The sequence below is a fragment of the Okeania sp. SIO2C9 genome, assembly GCF_010672455.1.
In the GTDB taxonomy this organism is placed as follows: Bacteria; Cyanobacteriota; Cyanobacteriia; order Cyanobacteriales; family Microcoleaceae; genus Okeania.
Window position 1 is genome coordinate 68,883 of sequence record NZ_JAAHGO010000035.1, and the last position, 24,847, is coordinate 93,729.

A 24,847-nucleotide genomic window follows, 5' to 3' on the forward strand; every position below is an offset into this window, starting at 1 on the left:
ACTAAGTCTCAAATCTAGATTTGACATTTTACATATCAAAATTTATCGCTTGGAACCTTAAACAGTCAAATGTACTATTGATCTACAGCAGCAGTTTCTTCTGAATTTTGCTCGTTACTACCATTTTCATTATTGTTAGATGAAAACTTAGACGAATATCGCTTAGAAAAAAAACCTGTACCTTTTTTCTTACGAAACTTACGTGCGTAAGCCAGATTACGTTGTGCTTTCTCTTTTTTTGGATTACGGCGTTTAGCCATTATTACCTCACTAATTGACATCCTCCCGACTTTGTCGTTCAAGGACAAAGCGGGATTCCTAAACCTCGCAATTTAGGTTTCTGCTTCTATGCACCTACCTCCAAGGCAAAACCTTTTTTTTGGTCTTACGGTCGCTCCACAGACTGAAACTGCTAGCCCAGCAGCCTCACTAATTATAACACACCGTTGGGAAAACCAATTAATCTTAAGGTTTTCCCGTGCCTCCTTTTATTTTCCCTTTTCAAATAGGGGCTATAGGGGATGAAGAGCGCGGGTCTTCAACCAACATTGAGATCAAGAACAAAGGTGCTTATTTTTAGACAGTTTTTTTATTATAGCAAAGACTTGAATATTTGCCTACTAAAAATAAATCTAAAAAGTCAGCAATAAATATTTTATCTGGAATTGCTAATATATGAAAGTATATAGGAATTTTATCTGAATTATGAGATATTGGCAATACAGAAGAAAGAAAAAACGGTATCTATATGAATATGAGAACCACTATCTTCTAGACTTTTAGGGAATAATAAAATTCTCACATCAGATTCGAGATCGCTACATAATCAAAATCATCAAAGTTCACGATAAATATTATATAAAACTTCAATTAGATGGTCATTTCAGTTATCAGTTATCAGTTATCAGTTATCAGTACCGACCACTAAAGCTGGAGGTTTAAAAATACTGAATTGAATATTCTCTTGGTCTCATGGATATGGCGCAGGTTTCCTCGCTATCCCACCCTACTGTTGTGTCAAGTTTAAAATAGGGTGATAGAAAAATGGCAAAATCTAAGCTATATATTGTTTTTGTCCAAAATCCTAATACAACATTTAAAGCTTGACATGACACTACGGGAAGCTCCGCTTTTCATCCCCTTAAAAGGGGAGGCTTTAAACCAGAATTATTGGGTGCATCTCAATGCGTGAATAAAGCCAAAAATTTATCGTTTTTAGGGAACAGGGAATATATAGGAAAAAAGTATTTTTGCAAATATGAGATGCACCAGAATTATTTAATTATTAATTATTAATTATTAATTATTAGGCAACAAAAACTTATCAAGTTGGTATTACACATTATTGAGAATTGCCATAGCGTTTCTCAAGTTACTGAGATACATTTGTTTTTCTACTCCCTACTTCCTACTCCCTAAAAAAAAGGAATTTTGTACTTCATGCTTCTTGGGAATTACTATAGTAAAAACAAATAAAAGAAATCATAAAAAATGCCAAATAATCCCTATAATTGGATAGATAAATCCCTATCAATAATACATAAAGCTAACTGGTATCGTTCAGTTAAAACTATCGAAAGTATTCCCGGTGCAACCATAAAAATAGAAGGAAAAAAACTCATCAATTTTGCCAGTAATGATTATTTAGGATTAGCAGGAGATCCACGTTTAATTGAGGCAGCTATTCAAGCAACAAAAGAATTTGGTACAGGTAGTACTGGTTCTCGTTTATTAACAGGTCATAGAGAAATACATCAAGAATTAGAACTTGAAATAGCAAAATTAAAACAAACAGAAACAGCCTTAGTTTTTAGTTCAGGATATTTAGCAAATATAGGCGTAATCTCTTCAGTAGTAAGTCAGCGTGACCTGATTTTATCAGACAAATATAATCATTCTAGTCTAAAAAATGGAGCTATCCTTAGTGGTGCAAAAATTCTTGAATATAGCCACAATAATATTGAAGATTTGACAAATAAACTAGAACAAGCTCGAGAAAAATATCGTCGCAGTTTAATAATTACAGATAGTGTTTTTAGTATGGATGGCGATTTATGTAAACTGCCATTATTATTAGATTTAGCAGAAAAATATAACAGTATGTTATTAGTAGATGAAGCTCATGCCACAGGAGTATTTGGCATTAATGGAGGAGGTTGTGTCGAACATTTTAATTGTACGGGAAAAGAATTAATTCAAATTGGTACTCTCAGCAAAGCATTAGGAAGTTTAGGAGGCTATGTTGCTGGGTCAAAAAAATTAATTGAATTTCTTAGAAATAGAGCACCAAGTTGGATATATACCACAGGTTTAACTCCTGCAGATACTGCTGCTGCTTTAACAGCTATAAAAATTATCAAAAAAGAACCAGAACGTCGTCTCAAATTATGGCAAAATCTAGATGATTTAATGAATTTATTAGAAACAGAAAATAAACAGTTAGGTGCAGAGAAAAAAAACTTGAATTATCAATCGCCAATTATTTGTTTTCCCCTCAAAAATGCAGCCGAAGCATTAATAATAGGAGAAAAATTAAAAGAAGCAGGAATATTTGCTCCGGCCATTCGCCCCCCTACTGTTAATACCAGTCGGATTCGTATTTCATTAATGGCCACCCATGAAACAAATCATATTCAGCAATTAGTAACAGCATTAGTAAATTTGGATAAGTAATACCAATTTGAAGAATAACTGCAATTAGATTGAACCTATTAATAATAAATTAGATTAATGGATAAACTAAACATTTGTCTGAGTCAACATGGTTCAGCAGCTCAAGATTATATTGACCGAGCTATTTTACTAAATGATGAAATTTGTTTATTGCCAAAATTTGGTTTTCCTCCATCCATTTTTGAGGCGATCGAAAAAACTTTAGAAGTGGAAAAATGGTTTGGTAAAAAAGTATTTGGCAGGTTTGTTGTTAATATTCAGTTATTTGCTAAACCAGCAACATATACCCCAACATCAAAAGATATTGATTCGGGAGTTGTTCAGTTTTTCTTTGAATTAGGAAAACAATGTCTTAATAGCGATCGCTATTTAAACTGTTTTGAAAGTTCTTGGTATTTCCCTTATGAACATGAAGAAGGATATATTTTAGACCAGATGAAAGATATTAGTCAATTTGAGTTTATTGAATGATTTAAAGCTATTTTTTTTACGGATAGATATGACCCTAGATTGACAAAAAAATCCTCAGCTAAATCTACTAAATCTAAATCTGGTAAATCTAAACATATCAAAGCTTTCTTAAAACACCGTGATTTAATTCTCGCAATAATTATTCCCAAACTTTTCGGAAAACAATCTGACAAAGTTCTATTATTTCCACTTAACAATGGTCAATATGATGAACATTATTCTTTTGTTCCTTATGTAATAATCGGTCAAACTTGTTTAATGTTTATTATGGTAGAATAAATTCTTTAAATTGATAATTTAGATTTTGTCTACCCTAATTTTTGAGATTAATTGATAATAAGTAAAGATTTGCCGTCTACCTTTTTCACCTCTAAGTATTAAGTCTTAATATCAAGTTTTATTTTCAGGATTGAATATTTCTACTGAACGTTCCACATATTCAATGGTGCGTTACGACAGATACTAAAATGGCTCTAGCAACTCAAATTATAGCTGTCAACGCACCCTACTAGACTAATGGCTAGCCATGAAACAACTCATCTTCAGCAATTAGTAGCAGCCTTAAAAAAGATTGACTCTCATTAACAATTATCTTTCTTCATTACCTAAAAATACGCGAATTTCTTCTACTACTATATCTGGCATTTGTTCGGGTAAATTATCTCCGCCAGAATTAATTAAATGAAGTTTCGCCATCGGCAATAAATCGGCATAAAATTTACTCATAGATAAAGCAATATTCGTATCTTTGTAACCTTGTAAAATCAACGTTTTTACTTTCAAAAAAGCCAATTCTTCAGTCAATAACTCAGCTTGAATTTCTGTCCACCTACGTCGAAATAAAATTTTAGTTCCGGTTGAAGAAAGTAATAATTTTTGTCGAAATTGTAGAATATTCTTAATTTTTTTGTGAGCGCCTAATAACCTAACAAAAGGATATATTAATTGTAAAACCCAACACAAAAAAGAAGGTTTTTGAATTAAGCATCTAAATAATCGCCAACGTGCTTTAACAGCAGCAAGGTTAATTCCTTCAGGAGATATTAATATCACACCCAATAATTGTTCAGAATATTTGAGAGCATAACTAGCAGCTATCCAACCTCCTAAAGAGTGGGCAACTAAATATACTTTCTCCAATTTCAAAGTAGCTATATATTCAGCCAAAGATTCTACTATTTGATTGATAGAGTAATGAGTAGAAGAAAATTCTGACTCACCAAACCCTGGTAAATCTGGTGCAAAACAATGGTAATGTAGACTCAACCGCTCCATCACTGGTAACCACTGACTACTGTTATACCAAGACCCATGTAGAAAAACTACATTATTTGAATTACCACCAATTTCACGCCAAAACAATAGTCCACCAGACAACTTGATACGAGAATTACGCCATAAAAAGTGCATAACTATGGAATTATAAAATTTAACAGATATCTCACCCAAATTTATATATTCAAGTGAAAATACCTTCAAATAATCCTTTTCTAATGTGAGATTATAGAATCACGAAATTAAGCTAAAATTGTCAAACCAGTAAAATAATCCTTTAATTGTCGGTCGTAGTCGTAGCTAAGATTATCCGGCAAAGATGTAACTTCAAAAGCTTGAACATCACTAATTTCCAAAGTATCTTGAACATTCATCTCTCCCCGAACATCAGCCTCAACCAAAATATTAATAGAATGTACTCTAGGGTCTCGATCTGGTGCAGAATATACTCCCACTAATCTACGAATTTTAACTAACTCTAATCCTGTTTCTTCAAATAATTCCCTTTTCACAGTAGTTGTAACATCTTCACCCCATTCCACCATACCTCCTGGTAGAGCATATTTATTATTGTCACGGCGACGAACCAAAACTATCTGGCCATCAGGCAAAATGGGGACTACACTAACACCTGTCAGAGGATGGCGGAAAATTAAGCCAAGTACAGTTTGTCCAACTTGCCATAATTGACGTATGGGCTGAGGAACCAAAACTAAAATAGAAAGCACTTTCAATAATTATTTTTGTATTTTTTTTTGATTTAGGAGCAAATAAAAAGTTAATTTACAAGCTGATATTGCAGATTTTTTTTACCTAATAAGGTAAAATATTTTGCAATTTTTACTAAACACCTTAACTAGCTATCAGCATTTTCCGTACCGAAACACTTTTTAACTGGGAATGCAGGATCAAGTATTAAGATTGACATCCTCCCGACGTTCCCGACGAGGAGAGCGCGGGTATAAATGCCAACATTTAGATAAAAAAATTATTATTACAATTCCTAATTAATATTTCTTGAAAACTATCCTCTCGCTTCCTAACTAAAAGCTTAGTAAAATATAGGACATATTGTATCCTATTAAGTAATTTGCACTTAAATCAATTTGTTAGAGACTGTTTGTCAACAAAAGATTAGGCGTTGCTGATTCTGGGTATGATGCAAGCCCCCCTAACCCCCCAATTTTGGGGCGAATAAAACTCTAAAATTCCCCCAATGGGTGGGGGATGCGCGGGGGCGAAGGCGAGAACCAAACAATTGCCCATTCATACTTCAATTCAGGAACGCCAAAGATTAAGCAGAGTGTGTGACGGCACGCTTACCATTTCTGGAATAATCGTCGGTTTTACACTTCATGCACCGCATGCTGTGGGATGGTGCATTACGTGACACTAACGCACCCTACGTGATTTAATATTCATTTTACAAACACTCTGTCAATTCCCATCAAAGGAAAATATTAATAAATGCTTAACGGTCTGCTCTTAGTGCCATTAATAGGTGCCGCTATCATTGGTTTTTGGCCAAGCACTCTCTCACCAAAATTAGCCAGGCAAATCGCTCTAGTTGTGGCCATAATTAGTTTCGTATGGTCTTTAGTACTACTGACTGAATTTAACCCACAAGATCCAAATCTACAATTTGTAGTTTTAGTGCCCTGGATAGACTCTCTGGGATTAAATTACTACCTTGGCATAGATGGTTTATCTTTGCCATTAGTAGTATTAAATGGTCTGTTAACTGCCATTGCTATTTATGCCACAGACAAATCAATCAAAAGACCCCGTTTTTATTACTCCCTAATATTGTTGCTAGCACTCAGCGTATTTGGAGCTTTTCTCGCTCAAGACTTACTACTATTTTTCCTATTCTATGAACTAGAGCTCATTCCTCTATACCTATTAATAGCAATTTGGGGAGGAGCAAGACGAGGTTACGCATCCACAAAATTTCTGATTTACACAGCAATTTCAGGAATTTTAATCCTAGCTGGGTTCCTGGGGGTAGTGTGGTTAAGTGGCTCATCTAATTTTGCTTACGACCAAGCAGTTGCTCATACTCTACCTTTAGGAACTCAACTATTATTATTAGGAACAATAGTCATCGGGTTTGGCATTAAAATTCCTCTAGTTCCCTTCCATACATGGCTACCCGATGCTCACGTTGAAGCTTCCACACCTATCTCCGTACTTTTAGCAGGAGTGTTGTTGAAACTAGGAACTTATGGTTTACTGAGATTTGGATTAAATATGTTCTCAGAAGCTTGGGTATATATTTCTCCATGGTTAGCAATATGGGCAGTAGTCAGCGTACTTTATGGTTCATTTAACGCGATCGTCCAAAAAGACATGAAAAAAATGGTAGCTTATAGTTCCGTTGGTCACATGGGGTATATTTTGTTAGCAAGTGCAGCAGCAACTCCCCTCAGTATTTTGGGAACAGTTTTTCAAATGATTAGCCATGGTCTAATTTCAGCCCTACTATTTTTATTAGTGGGAGTAGTTTACAAAAAAGCTGGCACTCGCGATATAGATATATTGCGTGGTTTGTTAAACCCAGAACAAGGTTTACCATTGATTGGTAGTTTGATGATTTTAGGAGTAATGGCAAGTGCTGGTATTCCAGGAATGGTTGGATTTATTTCCGAATTTTTAGTGTTTAGAGGCAGTTTCAGCGTGTTTACAGTTCCCACTCTTCTTTGTATGATCGGAACAGGGTTAACATCAGCCTATTTTTTGCTATTAGCGAACCGAGTATTTTTTGGTAGGTTATCTGAAACAGTTGTGAATTTGCCTCCCGTACAATGGTCAGATAGAATACCATCTATTATTTTAGCACTTCTAATCGTCATTTTAGGAATACAACCAAACTGGATGTTACGTTGGACTGAAACTGAAGCAAATACAATGAGCGTAGGTCAACCTACGTTGTCACAGGTAGTTAAAAAGTCAGCGATCGCTCCAAATCCTGTACTCGTTAACTATTCTGAATAAGAATAATTCTATAGAACCCCCGATAGTATCTTCATAAATTTAGCAAGGAGACAGGAGACAGGAGACAGGAGACAGGAGACAGGAGACAGGAGACAGGAGACAGGAGGTAAGAGGGGAGATGTGAGGAGAAATAATACAAAAAATTCAACACTCCTTCAGATGATTTTTCCTCAAAAGTGATGCGCGAAAAGACTTGACTACCATAATTATATAGCGATCAAATGGGTTCTATACTCATAATTATTTGTCTTTTGCAATTATATCATGTCCGGATAATAGTATGGTAAAAAAAAATCTCTGAACTCTTCCCTCATTTTTTATAACTATTCAACCGGACAGAATATTATTAGGTTGTTCATAATTAAAACTATATCATTCAATTTTTGTATAGCGCTGTGCGCAGACAACAGGCAACAGGCAATAGGCAACAGGCAATAGGGGGAATAGATTGCCGATAATATAAGACTTTTAGTTATTGGGCACCTCCTGCAATTTGTAAATATAACAGCGCACACTGGTATAAAATGGAATAGGGATACAAATAGCATGAAATATCAATACCTCTTCAGACCAAATCCTAAAAATAATGCTATATTTATTGAACACTTCAGTTATTAAGCAATAAGTAAAGTTCAGCAATATTTTTAGCAATTGTAGGTATGAAGTAAAGAACTATTATTTCTTATATCCCTGCTCTCAATAAAATGTCGCAAAAATGCGAGAGATTTAGTATTAGCAACTCTAGCAAATCAAAAAAATCAAACTTAGGAAAAATAATTATGACAAACACCATTTTAAAATGTAATACTCATCCACTCTCAGCTTATATTAATCGTTTAAAATCTGGTCAAGCTCTACTAAAAGATACACCAGAAAACGTCTTAGAAGTTGTCGGAATTTTGAAAAGCTATGGCATTGTATTAGATGCCTATTCCAAGAATCTAATTTATATTGCCGACCATCAATTTTTAGAATTATTTCCCTTTTTTAAATACTTCAACGGCAAAATTTCATTAGGTAAATTACTCAAGTTTTGGTGGCACGACCGGATTAATTATGAATATGCAGAATATTGTATGAGAGGAATGTTATGGCATGGGGGTGGAGGTCTCGATAAATATTTAGATTCACCAGAATTTAAACAACTAGCAAAAGCAGTAATAGATGCCAAAATTACAGGAAACTTGATGTTAATGCCACTCAATCAATTATTTCCAGAATTTTTACCAGACATGGTACGTCAACAAGCTTATTACAGTGCTTTAGGTCAATTTTGGCGGGTAATGAGCGACATATTTATGACCTTATCTGATAAGTATGACCAGGGGAAAATGACATCTATTCCTCAAGTAGTAGATCATATTTTATCAGGGTTAGTAACAGCAGCAAATTTACCAATTACCTATGCTGTAAATGTCAAAGGTAAGCGTTATGAAATAATTCCTAAATCAGTAGGTTTAACCTTTTTAACCGATACAGCAGTGCCCTATGTAGAAGCAATTTTCTTCCGAGGCACCCCATTTTTAGGAACAGTTTCATACAATGCTCAAGCTCAACAAATAGACCACGAACAAAGTCGATTTACTTATGGTGCTTTATATGCAGATCCATTACCAATTGGAGGAGCAGGAATTCCACCCACATTACTAATGCAAGATATGCGACATTTTTTACCAGATTATCTTCTAGAAGTTTATCAAAAAACTAACCGAGGTACAAATAATTTACGAGTCAAAATTTGTCAGACTTTTCAAAAGTCAATGTTTTGTGTAACAACAGCAGCACTTTTAGGATTAGCACCTCATCCTTTAGATACAGAAAATCCAGAGGAACAAGCAGCAAATCAAGCCTATTTAGAAGCTTGGATGGATCGATTTTTAACATCACAAATACAAGAAGTTAATAGTTAGCTAACGCCTCTACTTTTACTCTAAATTTCATAATTAGGGTTTGCGTATGGAAAGTCTTTTTGCTCTTTGTAGGAGACAGGAGATAAGAGACAACCCACCCCTCGCCCCTCCCCCTCCCAGGAGGGGAAGACAGGAGAAATGGGAATGAGCGAAGAGGTAGTAGAAAGAATTGTCCCAAGATTGTTCTGCCTAACTATGCGCCTAAAATACGCTCCATGCATGAGCATGAAGAGCTGAAAACCAGGTACTGCAATTCGACCCCAAAAAAGCTAAAGTCTTTATATGTCAATGCTTTTAGATTTAATCAGCAAGCCCTAATTAATTGTTCATTGTTTGAGGTGGAAAAACAATGAACAATTCTTATTTTATGGCTTTGGTAATTAATATCAATATTAAATACTAAAATGCTGGCTATATCTCCCTTTTTGTGAAGTGCGAACATCGGATTGTGTAGATATTATATAGCATTCACCATTAGACATCTCCGATGATTCAACTGAAACACCTGTAAAAAGGCTGTTAAATCTTAATCTCCGGAGAGGTCTATTACTGTGGTATATTACTGTTAGGATATATCAAAAGCTTAAAACTCAGACAACGCAATATTTTTCCTTATTCCTTATTTATTCTGCTACATTATACCCAGTGAAATTGAATAATGTTAAAAATAAGATAGAGTGATTTTTAGATTGAATTTAACTCTCTCTTTAATATCTAGATTAAACCTCAAATTATTCACATTTAAATGTTCAACACCCCCGCTTTTCAATAAAAAAAATATAAATGATATCAATAGATAATAAAATACGGTTACCGAATAATTAATAATTAAATAATTAAATAATTAAACAATTCGGGTTAATACCAATTTTATGTGAGGCTGCATAGAATTAGTTGTTAGGTGTTAGGTGGCACATAATTATGAAATTTATTAACAAGTCTTTCTTTAATGTACAGGCAACTTTGATTAAAATATTGTTCTATGCAACTTTATATTAATTTGGTATAAAAGCCTCCCCTTTCAAGGGTAAAAAAATAAATTTTTTCCTTATTTGTTAATCCTCTCCCTAAAAGGGAGAGGTAATTATCAATTATCCATTAATGAAACAGATTTTTTTTTAAATGCTATATTTGGCTTATAATTTTTTATAAAAAACCCTGATGAATAAAAGAATACCTAAATCTACATTATCTACGATTCGCCGTAAAATTGTTAATCAAATATCTAGGTTATTGAGATTACCTACCATTGATGATTTAGAGGATCAACTGCATGATAAAACTGAACAACTAGAACAAATATATGCACAACAAAAGGCAATACATCGAGTGATCAGCAAAATTAGAGCATCTCTCGACATAGAAACAATCTTTCAGACAACCACAAAAGAAACTTGTAGACTTTTAGGTGCTGAACGAGTCTCAGTATATCGTTTTAATGAAGACTGGGGGGGTGAATTTGTTGGTGATTTTGAATTTGCTGAAGTTGGTTGGGATGAACTCGAGTTTAAATACAAAAACACTGTCTGGAATGATTGTTATCTTAAAAAGTATCAAGGTGGTCGGTATCGTAACAATGAAACACTCGTAGTAAAAGACATTTATCAAGCAGGGTTGTCGCAATGCCATATTGAAATATTAGAACAATTTCACATCCGAGCATATGCCACTGCTCCCATTTTTATTAAACAAAAACTATGGGGTATTCTGGCCGCTTATCAGCATTCCAAACCCCGTGAGTGGGAAACTACAGCAGTAATTTTTTTGACTCAAATTGCTGTTCAACTGGGCTTTGCAGTGCAGCAAGCAGAACAACTAGCTGAAGTAGAACAAACAGCCAAAGATTTGCGAGCAGCTAGTCAGCAACAAATGATTTTATTTAACTTAATTTCAGAAATTCGTGAATCTCTTGACCTCGATACTTTATTTAAAACCACTGCTAAAGAAGTTAGAAAAGCTCTAGAGAGCGATCGCGTAGGCATATTCCGCTTCTACCCAGAGAGTAACTACTGCTATGGAGAATTTGTTTCTGAAAGCGTTTTACCCATTTATGATTCTGCGCTTTCGATTAAAGTTAACGATTATTGTTTTGGGGAACAGTACGCCATCCATTATCAACAGGGGCGTATGCAAGTGCTGACTGATATTTACAATGCTGGTTTAAAAGACTGCCATATTCAAGTCTTAGAGGAATTTCAGATTAAAGCACAAATTATTATGCCTTTAATGATGGGTTCAAAACTTTGGGGACTGCTTTGTATTCATCAGTGTGAAAACAGCCGTGAATGGACTCCCACTGAAATTAGATTTGTCAAACAATTAGCAGCTCAGTTTAGCGTAGCCTTAGAACATTCCCATTTACTTGCTCAAACTCGCTCACAAACAGATGAGTTAGCCAAAACCCTAGATGCACTTCAAGAAGCAAATCTCAAGTTAGAACGTCTGGCTCGAATTGATGGTTTAACTCAAATTCCCAACCGCCGTTACTTCGATGAATTTTTAGACCAAGAATGGCGACGAATGGCAAGAGAAAAGCAATTTTTATCCCTAATTATGCTTGATGTGGATTATTTCAAACTATACAATGATGTTTACGGTCATCAAGAAGGAGACAAATGCTTGATTAAAATAGCGAATACAGCTCAAGGGGTTTTGAAACGTCCGGCAGACTTGCTAGCTCGTTATGGGGGCGAAGAGTTTGCTGTAATTTTATCAAATACTGACCAAAGGGGAGCTTGTGAAATAGCAGCACAGATTCAATCAGCGATTAAGGCTTTAGGTATTCTTCATCCTAGTGGGAAAGAACAAATAGTTACTATCAGTCTTGGTGTTACGACTCAGATCCCTTCATTGGCTCAAACACTCCATACATTTATAGGCCAAGCTGATAAAGCTTTATATAAAGCTAAACAACAGGGACGAGATTGCTGGATACATTTTAGTATGATTTCTGCTTCTCCAGAGACAAAGGACTTTTAAGATTACTGCAAATTTTCAAACTATGATGCGATCGCACAAATATATTTCAATAATTTACTCCAGAAAGTTGCTCTTCAGATTGAATATATCATTTAAGGAACTATATCTATAATTTTAGATGGAATTAACCTGACCTTAAGATTAATGGGTCTACTTAATTTATCGTTCTTAGAAACCTACAAGTATCTGTAAAAATCTATAATTTTCCCCATAGCAGTTGCCATTACTGTATTTTACTTATGAAATAGCTCAAACAAGGAAATATCAATCATTAAACCTCTTGCTTATACTATTCTACTATATGAAAGAAAATCGCTATAATACCCGCAACTATCGACAAGGAATAAAAAATATTGTCCAAATTAATCAATTTATCTGGAATAACTGACAACTATGTAGGAAGTTGTATGATAGTATGTTCCTCTAGTTATGCTGAGAGTCGTTATTGAAGTGTGAATTCGATGTATGAGTAAATTTTACAGGTTAATAATTATTCTATTCAGCAAAAATTATCAGGGGTATATCAATACATCATCTATATCTAGAGGAGTTCATAAAGTATTAAACTTGATATGAAAAATATATATCCAGGAAATCGTGTGATATTTCTCAAAAGTACCCAGATGGGAAAAAATCTAATGGTACGCTATTTACTCCCAAGTATACTCAGTGTTTTTGTACTTGGAAGTCCTACTGAAGCTGCTACCCTAGAATCTTGGCAGTTTCAAGCAAATCAGAATCGACTATCTTTTACTACTGAAGGAGGTGTTCAGCCAAAAGCACAATTAATAACTAACCCAACTCGCTTAGTTATAGATCTGCCTGGAACAACTTTAGGAGGCATTAGGACTTCTCAAGTTGTCGGTGGGGCAATAAAAGCAGTTAGAGTAGGACAATTTAATTCTCAAACAGCTAGGATTGTAGTAGAATTAAATAATGGGTATACTCTTGACCCAAAACAGGTGCAATTTAGGGGCATATCTCCTAGCGAATGGACTGTGCAAATACCCACACCTCAAAAGATTGCCTCTACTTCAGATATTAACCTTAAACCCCAGTCTCCATCCCCACCACCTCAAAGTTCTCAGTCTCCACCACCCCTACCTGAAAGTTCTCAGTCTCCACCGCCACTACCTGAAAGTTCTCAGTCTCCGCCACCCCTACCTCAAAGATCGCCTTTAGCTCCTCGCAGAATAGAGAGACCGAGTAATCAAAACATACTAAGACAAAGAAACCCTGCTTCTGTTAATCAAGTTGCTACCACTGGTACGCCAACTCTGGTAGAAGATGTCCAAGTAAAGCAAGATGGAGTAGTTCTACAAACGAGCGGTCAACTACCAGAAATAGAACTTAAGAAGAGTGTTGACCGTACTTGGATGACCATTGATATTCTGAATGCTACTCTCACAGCAAAAGATGTCAAGTCAAATCAAAGATTTAACGAATCTGGATTAACAATTACTCAACTTACTCAGCTTTCAATAACACCTGCAGTAGTTCGTTTGACAGTGAGTCTTCCAGATACCAAAACTCAATGGCAAGCTCGTGCTTATGCAGGTGGAGTAGCAATATGGCCTCAAGGAGAAACACCACCAACAATTAATCAAGGTACTGGTTTTGCAGTTGTTAAGTCAGTAGAATTGAAAAATGGTACTGACTTAGTAATTACAGGGGATCGACCTCTGAACTATACCAGTGGTTGGGATTCTGAAGAGGATGCTTATGGAATTACTATATATGGTGCTAAGGTAGATGACCGATTAAAATTGCCTGGCCGACGGGTTGGCAGTCCTTTAATTTGGTCAAAGATACGTCAAGAAGATCCAGAAACAGTTACGATTCTGGTTAAGCCTGCTACTAATATTAAAATTGCCCAGGTAACTCAGCTTACACCACAAAAGTTATCTTTACCCATGGGTTGGGGTAATATTGGCACTACTCCTCCTGGTTGGCAGTCAGCTCCTAGACAACAATCTTCTAATTCCAGACCTTCAATTTTATCACGGGGAAACAGTTCATTACCCCAAAATTCACCTCCTCAGAATAGATTACCTCAGAATTCTCAAGGAAATTTACTTCCGAGACGGTGGCCTTTCCCCTGGCCTCGTCGCAACGACCGCCGTTCTAATACTACTAATAATGGTAATAGTCGTTTTCCTTTGCCGAATAGATTACCCCAGCGTGATGGACGGTTAATGATAGTTATAGACCCTGGGCACGGAGGACCTACAGATTTAGGTGGAGTGGGTTTTGGTCTGCGAGAGAAGGATATTGTGTTGCCCATGTCATTGGAGGTAGCTCAAATCCTGGAGCAGAATAATATACAAGTGGTGATGACTCGTAAGACAGACCGGGATTTAGATTTACCACCACGGGCAGAATTGGCTAATCGGGTAAATGCCGATCTGTTTGTGAGTATTCATGCTAATGCTATTAGTGCGAGTCGTCCTGATGTGAATGGTTTAGAGACTTTTTATTATCAAAGTGGCCAGGCTTTAGCGCAGTATATTCAGAATAGTATGTTGGAAAGTTTCCCCACAATGAATAATCGTGGCGTGAAGCGGGCTCGTTTTTATGTGCTAAGAAAGACTAAGATGCCTGCTGTATTGGTAGAGGTAGGTTTTGTTACTGGTAATTATGATTCTAGGATTCTTGCTGACCCTGTTCAACGTAGTCGTATGGCACAGGCGATCGCTCGTGGGATACTTAGATATGTTCAAGCTTATTCTCGCTAAGAGTAATGAGGTGTTAGGTTTTAGGTTTTAGGTGGTAGGTGTTGGGAAAAATACTAAGGTATAGCAATACCCGCTGGTATATTTACAAATTGCAGAAATAGCTAATTGCCAAAGGCTTTATCTCGTAAGCTTTTTCCATCCCTACTTCCTACTCCCTACTCCTAATAATGTAGCGCTATAGTTGTCAAATCAAGCATTAACGCAGGAGCTATGGTATTACTGATTCTCCAACCCACATTCCGCACTTCAAGAGCGTATCATTAAAAGTAGTATATGAATCTGTAGCTTGGTAGGTATTTAGGGTTTGCGTATGGAAAGTTTTTTTGCTCTTTGTAGGAGACAGGAGACAGGAGGAACGGGGAATGTAGAAGAGGTAGTAGAAAGAATTGTCCCAAGATTGTTATGCCTAACTATGCGCCTAAAATACGCTCCATGCATGAGCATGAAGAGCTGATTCCCAGGTACTGCAATTCGACCCCAAAAAAGCTAAAGTCTTTAATTGAAATATAAAGGTTTTAGCTTTTTTAGGTCAAAAAAAGTGCCTGGTTTTCAGTTGAGTTCGCTCAAAAAGTTAGCATAAAAGGCAGGGGGGATAGCAGAAGAATCACTCTGATAATTGTTCCGACTATCTTTTCTATAATTCCTCGTTTCTCCTAACTACTCTCTACTCCCCTACTCCCCCGCTCCCCTACTCCTTAAAAAAGACTTTTTGAGCAAACCCTCATTAGCAATAGAACTTTGTTCCGCGCTCTGCGTTAACTAACCTGCTTTGTGCGCAAGCAAACAAAAACCTTCTTCTCCTTTTCTTTCTTCTTTCCTCCTAACTCCTGACTCCTTTCTTAACTATTAGTTATGACCCAAGTTTGTAAAATATTTTCAACCTCTGGGGATACAGCAGTAAAATGTATATAAAATCCACTTTTATCTTCTTTTCCACCTGTTACCTTGGCATAAATATAATCCATTTTTTCTTTTTGAAGATTTCCAGTTAATAAATGAATTTCTAGGTTACTCATTGAATCTACCAAATAATCAGATTTTACTTCAGCACAATTAGCAGATACTTTGACAAAACTGCCTGACATTAATTGTTCGCTAACTTCCTTTCCTTCAAGAACTGCAAACTGAATAGGAACTGCTTCTGATAAAGCCACACATTTTTCTGATGTTAGGGGTAAAAATAAATTATATTTTCCGGCGATACCTCCTACTTGATAAATAGTTATAGCTTCAGCAAAGCCTTTGATTTTTACTGATTTTTGCTCAACTATTTTAACAATAGAACTGACTGCTTCGAGAGTGTTTTCTGAAATCAGAATTTGACCTCCTAATGTATAAGATTCAATCCGAGAAGCTAAATTAATATTACTACCAACAACTCCATATTTAGACCTCTTATTACCACCAATATTACCAACTACTACTTCTCCAGTATTAATCCCAATTCCCATCTGAATTTCTGGTAAATTTAATTCTTTTAATTTAGCATTCACATCATATATTCCCATCTGCATTGCTACTGCACAAGCAACAGCTCTTTCTGCATCATCCTTTTTCTGAGTAGGAGCACCAAAAATAACTAAAATAGCATCACCAATAAACTCATCAATAGTACCACCATATTCATTAATTATTTCCGTCATTCTTGCTAGATAAATATTCAACATAGCAAAAATTATTTCTGGTTCTGACCTTTCAGATATAGCCGAAAATCCTCTGATATCAGATATCAAAATCGTCACTTTTCGTCGTTGACAATCTAAATTTAATCCATCAGGATTTTCTAATAAGTTGGCTACTATTTCATCAGTCAAATAACGACTAAACACCTCACGAATATATCCAGCAGTTTTAGCAACAAAAGCTGTAATGGCGATCGCCGATAAGCAAATAGCTAATAATGGTGGTATTATGGGAATCCATAAACCCCATAAAAACCCGTAATAACTAATACAAATTAATCCAGCATTAGCAGCAAATAAAGCAATAATAGATTCACCAGAAAATCGGGAAAAACCTCCATAATATCGCCATTTCCAACTAACACTTGTCCCTAATGCTGACCAGGAAAAAATCCATAGCCATTCTAAATATTCCGGCCATATTTTAATAAGATTAATTTCACCAAGAGCAGAACTAATAATCATACTAGTAATATTGGCATGAATTTCTACCCCGGACATTTTTTCAGGAATTCCAATAATTTTGCTACTGTAAGGTGTGAGAAATAAATCATTTTTACTCTCTGCTACTGAGCCAATTAAAATAATCCGGTCGCGTACTAATTCAGGAGAAATTTGATTATTTAAAACATCACTTACTGAAAGCTGTTGAAATGTATTTTCTGGGTGGCGATAATTAAGAATAGCTTGATACCCTTCAGCATTAGTTTTTACATAAGCACCATGATTTTTTTCAAAAGGAATAAATATAGCTTCTCCCAACTGTAAATATTCAGAATTAACTACCGCAGGTTGAGGAAAAATATTGAATTTTTCAAGATAAATTTTTGCTAGTTTTAATCCTAAACTTGGTACTATTTTGCCTTCTTTATCTGTCAAATATAAAAAGAATCTTCTAATCTTACTATCCGCATCCATAGGCACATCATTGGCTGCAACTTGATTCAATTTATCTAAAATTGGTGAGGGGTTAATGGGAGAATCATTTTGATTACCAACTACCTTTTTAATACCAATTAAATTTGGTGTAGATTCAAATACTTTTACTAATTTTTCATATCCTGGTTCTTCTGGTAAATCTCGATATATATCTAAACCAATTGCTGCTGGCTGATATTTTTTCAAGTTTTCTATTAATTTAGCAAGTAGTTCATCTGATAAAATTGTCATCCCCAATGTTTGTATATCTGATTCAGTAAATCCCACAATCAAAAATCTTTGATCGGCAGGTTTTTGGGGACGTAATCTAATTAATTGATCAAATGCTGCTAACTCAAATATTTGCAAACTACCTGTGCAATTTATCCCGATTAATAAGACAGTAATACTAGGGACTGTAAATAATACAGCGCGCCATTTCCAAGCAAGATTTTTAATTATTTTTTTCCACATAAAAAATCTTTTTTTTTTGATTACTTTATTATGGGCTTTGAAAACTTTTTTTTGAAGCTATATATAGCAATCCTATTTCTATTATTAAGTAATTAGGGCTTGCTGATTAATTCTAAAAGTATTTACAGATAAAGGTTTTAGCGTTTTAGCGTTGAAAAAAGTACCAACTTTTTGGTGGAAAAAGCTCATGCATGCTGGTATTTTAGGATGATTATGGCAGAAAAATTGAGAGACAATTCTTGCTCCTACCTCCTGGCTCATTCCCATTTCTCCTGGCTCATTCCCATTTCTCCTGTCTCCTGTCTCCTGTCTCCTGTCTCCTGTCTCCTGTCTCCTGTCTCCTGTCTCCTGTCTCCTGTCTCCTGTCTCCTGTCTCCTGTCTCCTGTCTCCTACAAAGAGCAAAAAGACTTTATTCAGCAGACCCTAATTAGTACTTATCTATCAGTCATCAGTTTTTTTGTATTTACCGAATAATATGATGTCCGTTGGTATCGTTTGTGTAAAAGTTAGTGTAAATATCTACAGGAAATTTAAGTTTTTTTCTTGCTCTGAAGTCTTCTTCCGTCTTCCTTCTCTCCTAGATAACTAAAGCCTTCTTCCTGATCCTTACCTGAGAATAGTGATGCTACCGGAATTGATATAATTAAGGTTTAAATCCTCTTTTTTACAGAATAAATAAGTAAAAAAAATCCTTTTCCTCAATCCTATCTGTTTTAAGGAGAAGTAATTAATAATTACTTTTTTCTCTTGAGTTTAATACCCCACCATCAACGGGGGTGTTTACAAGCTTTTTGGGGTTTGAGTCCCCATCCACTTCTTCCTTCTTCCTTCTTCCTTCTCTCCTAGATAACTAAAGCCTTCTTCCTTCTCCCTTACCCTTATTTTTTAAGCCACCAATAATTGGATTTATTGATATTTTTAACATTGGATTTAAGAACCTCACACTTATTTGAAAAATTAGTAGTTGGTGTGAATTGCAGCTCTTAATCCTCCATTAGACATATGAATTCAGCAGTTCCTACCCAAGAAGATAAATGATAACTAATTTAATCTTCTCTTTGACAACAATCTAATACAGGTGCTTGAATAAATTCTTCCTTCCCCTGAGAATTAGCTGATTCAAATAATTTTTTCCAGTCATCTATTAACTGAGGATTCTCTATATTTAGGCTACGAAGTTCTACTATACTTTCTAAAGCATCATACCAAATTCCTTGGGAAGCATAAACAGTTGACAGACTTAGAGGTCTTGCTGTTTTTAACTTTTCAAGCAAATATCTATCAGCTTGGATACGCTCTATAAAACCTTCACTCAAATAATCTGCTCTTTCTCCTAGAGGGTCATATTCACACCATATTTGTACTCCCCAAATGTAGGTTTTTCCAATTTCCAAAGGAGTTGATTTTTCAGCAGGAATCTTAATTTTAATAATTCCTGATTTTTTAGGCAGCTGAAAATCTTCTTCGTATATTTCTTCCTGTGAAATCCATTCTGTCAGAAAAAACCTTGCTTTTTGAGCTTCTTGATAGGGAGGAATATAGATAAAAAATGTCGGATGTTTAGATAATGTTACTCCAATATTATTTCCCGGTATTAGAAGAGGAACAATTTTTTTTTCAGACAAAAGGCATTGCTCACCTCCACGGGTTCCTGAAGGTGTTGTAGTTGGAGGTGCGCCTCGATCTGGAGGTATATATGTTTGAGAAATTCTCCAGTCATTGCTAATATTTCCGAAGCTAGGTATTGCGAAAGCTGGTCTTTGCACAACTCCAGCAATACTCAATAACTTCATCACTAAAACAACTGATAAAGTAGTCATTAATAATAGATATTTCATATAGTATCCAGATAATTAGTTATCGTATAATTATTCAGTAGTCGGGAGAAAGGAGAAAGAAAAGGTGAGAGTAGGAAAAATCTTGAGATATTCCGGCATTTTATGTATGAATTGAATGGAAGTATAGAGTGTGAAAACTGTATAACCGGATTTCATATTATATAAATTATGGGCGTTCCTGAATAAATGTATGACATTTTAGGAGTCAGGATTCACGAGGTATAAAAACTCCTTTCTCATCGCTTATTTAGGAAAAATAGCTATGATTTGCACTCTTATTTTTGGAGAAAAATTTACATTTTAGAAGTTTCATACTTAAAATCACCAAAGCCAATTCTGTAGTCATTTATCCAGATATTCAGTTTTTATAAACTTCATAGTTATCGGCGTTTATACATGATTTATTACACTAAATTATATTCTTTGATTTTTCCGGATAAAAAAATAGCAAAACCTCCCACTATTCTGTAAAGTATTTATTTTTTGTTCATATAGCAATCCTAAATCATTCGTGAAATTTTATCTTTATCAAAATAATATGGGTCTGGCAACCCCGTCTTTTAAGGCGAAATATTTTTGGAGCGAAGCTCAAATACCCGTTACAAAAATAAATTCTGTACGTCACCAATCCGACGGTTCCCTTATTTGACTTCTGACTTCTGACTTCGTTACCCTGATGAGTTTAAGACCCAACCTTACAGCTATCCATTACCGAATAATTAAGGTTTAAAGGCTCTCCTTTAAAGGAGAAAAAGCGGTCGTTTGCTTTTGCTTTTGCTTCGCAAAGCTGGCGCAACGCAAAACTGGCGTAACGCAACGCTGACGCGAAACGCGACAGCGGAACGGAGTTCTCTCTTCGCAGCTTCCCCGTTGGGTGGGATGGCGAGGTCAAAGGAGCCATATCCAATCGACCAAGAAAAGAAAAAATTTCCTTTGAGTCAATCCTCTTCTTTTCAAGGAGAGGTAATAATTAATTATTAATTATTAATTATTAATTATTAATTGTTGAACCACATCTTTCTTAATATAAAACTTTACAAAATAGACAACTTATGTATAAGTCCTTGAGAGGATTTTTCCGGAGAAAAGTGTATTGAAAAATACATTTTTTTGAGCACTGTAGACAAGATTCTGACTCCCCACCCTCCCCACAAAGTTTTCAGAGTTCCGTATAAGGGATAGACCTTATAGAGATACAAATAGGTTTGGTAGGGTGAAAATTCCCATCCACCCTATTCTCAGTTCTAGCTAACTGCTGACTCCTGGCGGCTGTACGTCGCCAATCCGACGGCTCCCCTACCTGACTCCTAATTCCTGACTACTTCTTAAATTCTAATCCTCAATTTTTCCTACTTTTTGCAATGCTGCTCTGAGATTACCTTGGTACTCAGATAAAATCCGATCGCCTTCTTTTTTTTCTAGACCACTCCAATGCATAAAAAGTGCCAACTTAACTGAATCATCACTTTTATTTAATAACTTTCCGGCTTCATCCCTACTCAACTCAGTTAAATCCTCAATAATGCGTAGAGCGCGATCGCGTAACTTAGTATTTTTCACTGCTACGTCAACCATACGATTACCATAAACCTTTCCTAGTCCTACCATAACTCCTGTTGATAAAATATTCAAAGCCATTTTGGTAACAGTTCCCGCCTTTAAACGTGTGGAACCTGCCAATAACTCTGGGCCAACTACCAACCGAATATCCACATCTGCCTCGACACTAAACTGCTCCACAGGCACACAAGTAATAAAAATTGTTTTTGCCCCCCTTTGTTTTGCTGCTTCCAAAGCACCATGGACATAAGGAGTCGTACCACCAGCAGTAATACCAGCTACCACATCCAAATTCGTAATATGGCGCGAAGCGATCGCCTGACTACCATCCTCAAATCGGTCTTCCAAATCTTCCGAACTACGGACTAAAGCACCCGCACCACCAGCAATAATTCCTTGTACCAAATCCGAAGGCGTACAAAATGTTGGAGGACATTCAGCCGCATCCAATACCCCCAAACGACCACTGGTACCAGCACCCACATAAAAAAGTTTGCCACCTTGGCGTAGAGCTTCAGTCGTGATGTCCACTGCCTGAGCCAATTGTAAACGGGATGCAGCGATCGCCTCTAAAGTTCGCCGATCCTCTTGATTAAATAAGTCCACCAACTCTAAAGAGCTGAACCTATCTAAATTCTGACTATTAGGGTTAACCTGTTCCGTCAATAAATGACCTCGTGCCTGTAAATTGTCCATCTTTAGCCCATTACTGATTAAAAAATTATAGATTGTGCTCAAACCATAAACGAAGGCGTTTAGTTATCTAGGATAGAAGGTTGATTATTGATATTCAGTTGTTTTAGATATTCTATAAGTCAAGAGAGTAATGGCAGTTGCTATATTTATCCATAGATAGGAAAAAATGCCTTCAGTCTTGTAAGCTCCTTGATTCATCAAGGGGCTTATGCTTTTATTTTTTGATTTTTGATTTAATTTTGTGCCCAATAACTATAAAAGACCCTCCAGTTGACGCCTAATTTTATCTAAGTCAAACTCTGAGTTTTCAGCCTTTTGAGAAATTTCATCTGCATCTAGTTGCCAATCAGTATTTTCTACATTATTGTCTGGAGGTATCTCCAAGGAACCTGCTGGTATAACTTCCCACTCATAATCTACACCCCTACAGAATTCCATAATTTCTTCTTGGTCAAGTTCTTCTACTGTAGGAGAAGGAAAATCTTGAGCTTCTAGCAACACACCAAACCGAGTCGCATCATCCTCTGATTCAAACATCAAGACCTTATTACGATCGCCAATCTGAATAGTATGAATTCCTTCATTTTCAGTTCTAGCATTAAACAGTAAAACAAATACTCGCATAACTTTTCCTCATGTGAATAGACAATTGTTTTGTCTATATTAGTAGAGACAAAGAAATAATGTGTTTAAATTATCATCAAGGCAGAAAGATTTAATTTTTACTTTTGTAAGAGGTATAGTCTGTATTCATAACAAATTATGGAAAGTTATTTGACCAGATATCCAAAAAAAAGGAATGCTATTATTTAGAAGTCTATACCAAACTAAGTCTAAGTCCAGAAATATTCTAGTCAAATACTATCTTAAATACAGCAGTCTTCAGAAATTATTGAAACTCCTGTTTGATCATAAAGTTTAAAATTCTGAGATCTGTTTGGTGTTTATAGGATATTTTTTATACAACTTTCATAGGTCTTATATAGTTGAAACACTGAAATAATAATACTTTTGGTTTAATAATTGGAGAAGCTTCAACAATTAAGAATGAATAATGAATAATGAATAATTACCTATCCTTGAGAATAAATTGAAGAGGATTGACAAATTCATGAAAATTTTTCTTCACAGGAGTCGATGGTCGGACAGCGAAAAGACCTCGCCATCCCATCCTACGGGAAGCTCCGAAGATCGACCGCTGATTATCCCCTATCCAAGGCAGGGCTAATTCTTTGTCGTCAGAGAATATTCATAAGAAATACAAAAAATTATGCAAATATACAAATCTCTCCATCTCCCCACCTCCCCATCTCCCCATCCCCCCATCTCCCCATCTCCCCATTCCCCCATCTCCCCATAAATTTTTCTCTAGTGACAATAAATAGACCCTGCCTATCCAAGGGGAGGCGCATACCCACAATGTTTCGGTAAGTAACTTAAATTTACCTAAAATCTTGATACACAGAATACACAGAGAAAAAAATATAGCATCCATAGCAAGGAACGAGTTGGTGTTTGACATAGACTGATGATGAACCTTAGACAGGGAAATGCTTTTCCCGCTGTTGCCTCTATTGGTGCCCATTCCCTATCTTGGTCGATTGGATATGGCGTTTGCTAGGGCACAACTAGGTTAACAGGTAGCGTCTCGGAGGGACAGGAGACTCACCATTCCACCCTACAAAAGCTGAAGACGAAGATGAGAGCCAGGCGGTTTTAACCCCTGGGTGAAAAATGAGCCACGGGATTTATCCCGTAGTACCCTACACAACTGTATAGGGTTGTGTTACGATACTTCTACTATGAGTAAATTAACCTTGACACTAAAATTACCTTTTTATCGCCTTAATGCTTGTAAAGCAGCAGAGTTTGAGCGTCTTACTTTGCTCAATACTGAAGTAGCTAATACATTGCTAAAGGTCGATAAGTCAGAGCGTCGCAAGTATACGAGCAAAGATTTTCATCATGTTGAAATAGGTTCAATGTGGATTAATCAAACTATTCGTAATACTTGTGCTCAAACCAAGGTAAAAAAGTTTAAACGCTTACCAATAGAAGTTAATAACCAAGGGTATAGTGTCAGTCGTGGCTGGTGATTTATTTACAGTTTCTTTGAGTCTATATAGAGGTAAGAAAAAAAGAATACCTCTTTTAGTTCATTCAGCTTCACACCAAGAAACTCTAGAAAAAATGATTAGTGGAGAAGCTTTGTTAGGTTCTCTGAAAATATCAAAATCTAGAAAAGGTATTTGGTATGCACTAATCTCGGTATCTATGGATGTTCCGGAACCAGGATTAGTTAATGGTTGGATAGGAGTAGATAGAGGTCAAAATAATCTGGGAGTAGCAGCATTACCCAATAGTTTTGGCAAGTTTTGGAGTGGAAAGCAAGTAAAAAATTTAAGACGTAAATATCAAAAACTGCGTCAAAAACTCCAGTCAGCTGAGAAACTGAGAAAAATTAAAGATATTGAAAGACGTGAGCGTAGAATTATGACTCACATTAATCATATTATTTCCAAGCAATTAGTACAATTTGCCAAAGACTACAACATGGGTTTACGGTTTGAAGATTTGTCAGGTATGAGACAAACTTCACTTCAACGTAAAAAAACCAAGTCAGATGCTAGCCAAAACAGAG

General features: G+C 35.8%; 15 protein-coding genes and 1 pseudogene. 9 read left to right on the plus strand and 7 right to left on the minus strand.

Annotation, left to right across the window (positions count from 1 at the left end; all coding sequences use genetic code 11):
- Positions 1 to 74: 74 nt before the first annotated feature.
- A complete protein-coding gene (locus F6K23_RS23920; protein WP_124146119.1) occupies positions 75 to 260 on the minus strand; it encodes a hypothetical protein in 186 nt (61 codons plus the stop codon).
- A gap of 1,231 nt (positions 261 to 1,491) precedes the next feature.
- Here F6K23_RS23920 and bioF point away from each other — a divergent pair.
- From bioF to F6K23_RS23935, 3 genes are read left to right on the plus strand one after another with little or no spacing between them, the layout of a single operon-like run.
- Positions 1,492 to 2,673, plus strand: coding sequence for an 8-amino-7-oxononanoate synthase (gene bioF, locus F6K23_RS23925; protein ID WP_293160447.1), 1,182 nt, complete (start codon positions 1,492 to 1,494; stop codon positions 2,671 to 2,673).
- 57 nt (positions 2,674 to 2,730) lie between these two features.
- Positions 2,731 to 3,144, plus strand: coding sequence for a hypothetical protein (locus F6K23_RS23930; RefSeq protein ID WP_293160449.1), 414 nt, complete (start codon positions 2,731 to 2,733; stop codon positions 3,142 to 3,144).
- 39 nt (positions 3,145 to 3,183) lie between these two features.
- Positions 3,184 to 3,423 carry a hypothetical protein gene (locus F6K23_RS23935; RefSeq protein ID WP_293160451.1) on the plus strand — a complete coding sequence of 80 codons (240 nt, stop codon included), beginning with the start codon at positions 3,184 to 3,186 and terminating at the stop codon, positions 3,421 to 3,423.
- Positions 3,424 to 3,732: 309 nt separating this feature from the next.
- Here F6K23_RS23935 and F6K23_RS23940 read toward each other — a convergent pair whose 3' ends face one another.
- On the minus strand, positions 3,733 to 4,593 hold the full coding sequence (locus F6K23_RS23940; protein ID WP_293160453.1) for an alpha/beta fold hydrolase: 861 nt from the start codon (positions 4,591 to 4,593) through the stop codon (positions 3,733 to 3,735).
- Between the two features lie 68 nt (positions 4,594 to 4,661).
- Positions 4,662 to 5,114 (minus strand): NUDIX hydrolase, encoded by a 453-nt coding sequence (locus F6K23_RS23945; RefSeq protein WP_293160475.1) that lies wholly within the window; start codon positions 5,112 to 5,114, stop codon positions 4,662 to 4,664.
- A gap of 772 nt (positions 5,115 to 5,886) precedes the next feature.
- Here F6K23_RS23945 and F6K23_RS23950 point away from each other — a divergent pair.
- The 4 genes from F6K23_RS23950 (at position 5,887) to F6K23_RS23965 (ending at position 15,037) form a co-directional block, all read left to right on the plus strand.
- The gene (locus F6K23_RS23950; protein ID WP_293160455.1) at positions 5,887 to 7,413 is read left to right on the plus strand and encodes an NADH-quinone oxidoreductase subunit M; all 1,527 of its coding nucleotides are present in this window, start codon (positions 5,887 to 5,889) and stop codon (positions 7,411 to 7,413) included.
- A gap of 779 nt (positions 7,414 to 8,192) precedes the next feature.
- Positions 8,193 to 9,323 carry a CO2 hydration protein gene (locus F6K23_RS23955; protein WP_293160457.1) on the plus strand — a complete coding sequence of 377 codons (1,131 nt, stop codon included), beginning with the start codon at positions 8,193 to 8,195 and terminating at the stop codon, positions 9,321 to 9,323.
- A 1,161-nt stretch (positions 9,324 to 10,484) separates the two neighbouring features.
- The gene (locus tag F6K23_RS23960) at positions 10,485 to 12,302 is read left to right on the plus strand and encodes a diguanylate cyclase domain-containing protein (protein ID WP_293160459.1); all 1,818 of its coding nucleotides are present in this window, start codon (positions 10,485 to 10,487) and stop codon (positions 12,300 to 12,302) included.
- A gap of 572 nt (positions 12,303 to 12,874) precedes the next feature.
- Positions 12,875 to 15,037, plus strand: a complete 2,163-nt coding sequence (locus F6K23_RS23965) for an N-acetylmuramoyl-L-alanine amidase (RefSeq protein WP_293160461.1) — start codon at positions 12,875 to 12,877, stop codon at positions 15,035 to 15,037.
- A gap of 839 nt (positions 15,038 to 15,876) precedes the next feature.
- Here F6K23_RS23965 and F6K23_RS23970 read toward each other — a convergent pair.
- From F6K23_RS23970 to F6K23_RS23985, 4 genes are all read right to left on the minus strand, one after another.
- Positions 15,877 to 18,111 (minus strand): adenylate/guanylate cyclase domain-containing protein, encoded by a 2,235-nt coding sequence (locus F6K23_RS23970; RefSeq protein WP_293160463.1) that lies wholly within the window; start codon positions 18,109 to 18,111, stop codon positions 15,877 to 15,879.
- 1,047 nt (positions 18,112 to 19,158) lie between these two features.
- The gene (locus tag F6K23_RS23975) at positions 19,159 to 19,950 is read right to left on the minus strand and encodes a DUF928 domain-containing protein (RefSeq protein WP_293160465.1); all 792 of its coding nucleotides are present in this window, start codon (positions 19,948 to 19,950) and stop codon (positions 19,159 to 19,161) included.
- Positions 19,951 to 21,282: 1,332 nt separating this feature from the next.
- Complete coding sequence (murQ, locus tag F6K23_RS23980; RefSeq protein WP_293160467.1) at positions 21,283 to 22,206, minus strand: N-acetylmuramic acid 6-phosphate etherase; 924 nt, start codon at positions 22,204 to 22,206, stop codon at positions 21,283 to 21,285.
- Between the two features lie 252 nt (positions 22,207 to 22,458).
- Positions 22,459 to 22,830: a DUF3110 domain-containing protein gene (locus F6K23_RS23985; protein ID WP_293160469.1), complete on the minus strand. Its 372-nt coding sequence runs from the start codon at positions 22,828 to 22,830 to the stop codon at positions 22,459 to 22,461.
- 1,103 nt (positions 22,831 to 23,933) lie between these two features.
- On the opposite strand from F6K23_RS23985, the gene F6K23_RS23990 reads away from it, so the two are divergent.
- Entirely contained in the window at positions 23,934 to 24,302 is a 369-nt protein-coding gene (locus F6K23_RS23990) for a hypothetical protein (RefSeq protein WP_293160471.1), read from the plus strand.
- Positions 24,283 to 24,847: pseudogene (locus F6K23_RS23995) on the plus strand (RNA-guided endonuclease TnpB family protein); the annotation flags it as partial. The gene F6K23_RS23990 and the pseudogene F6K23_RS23995, both read left to right, overlap by 20 nt.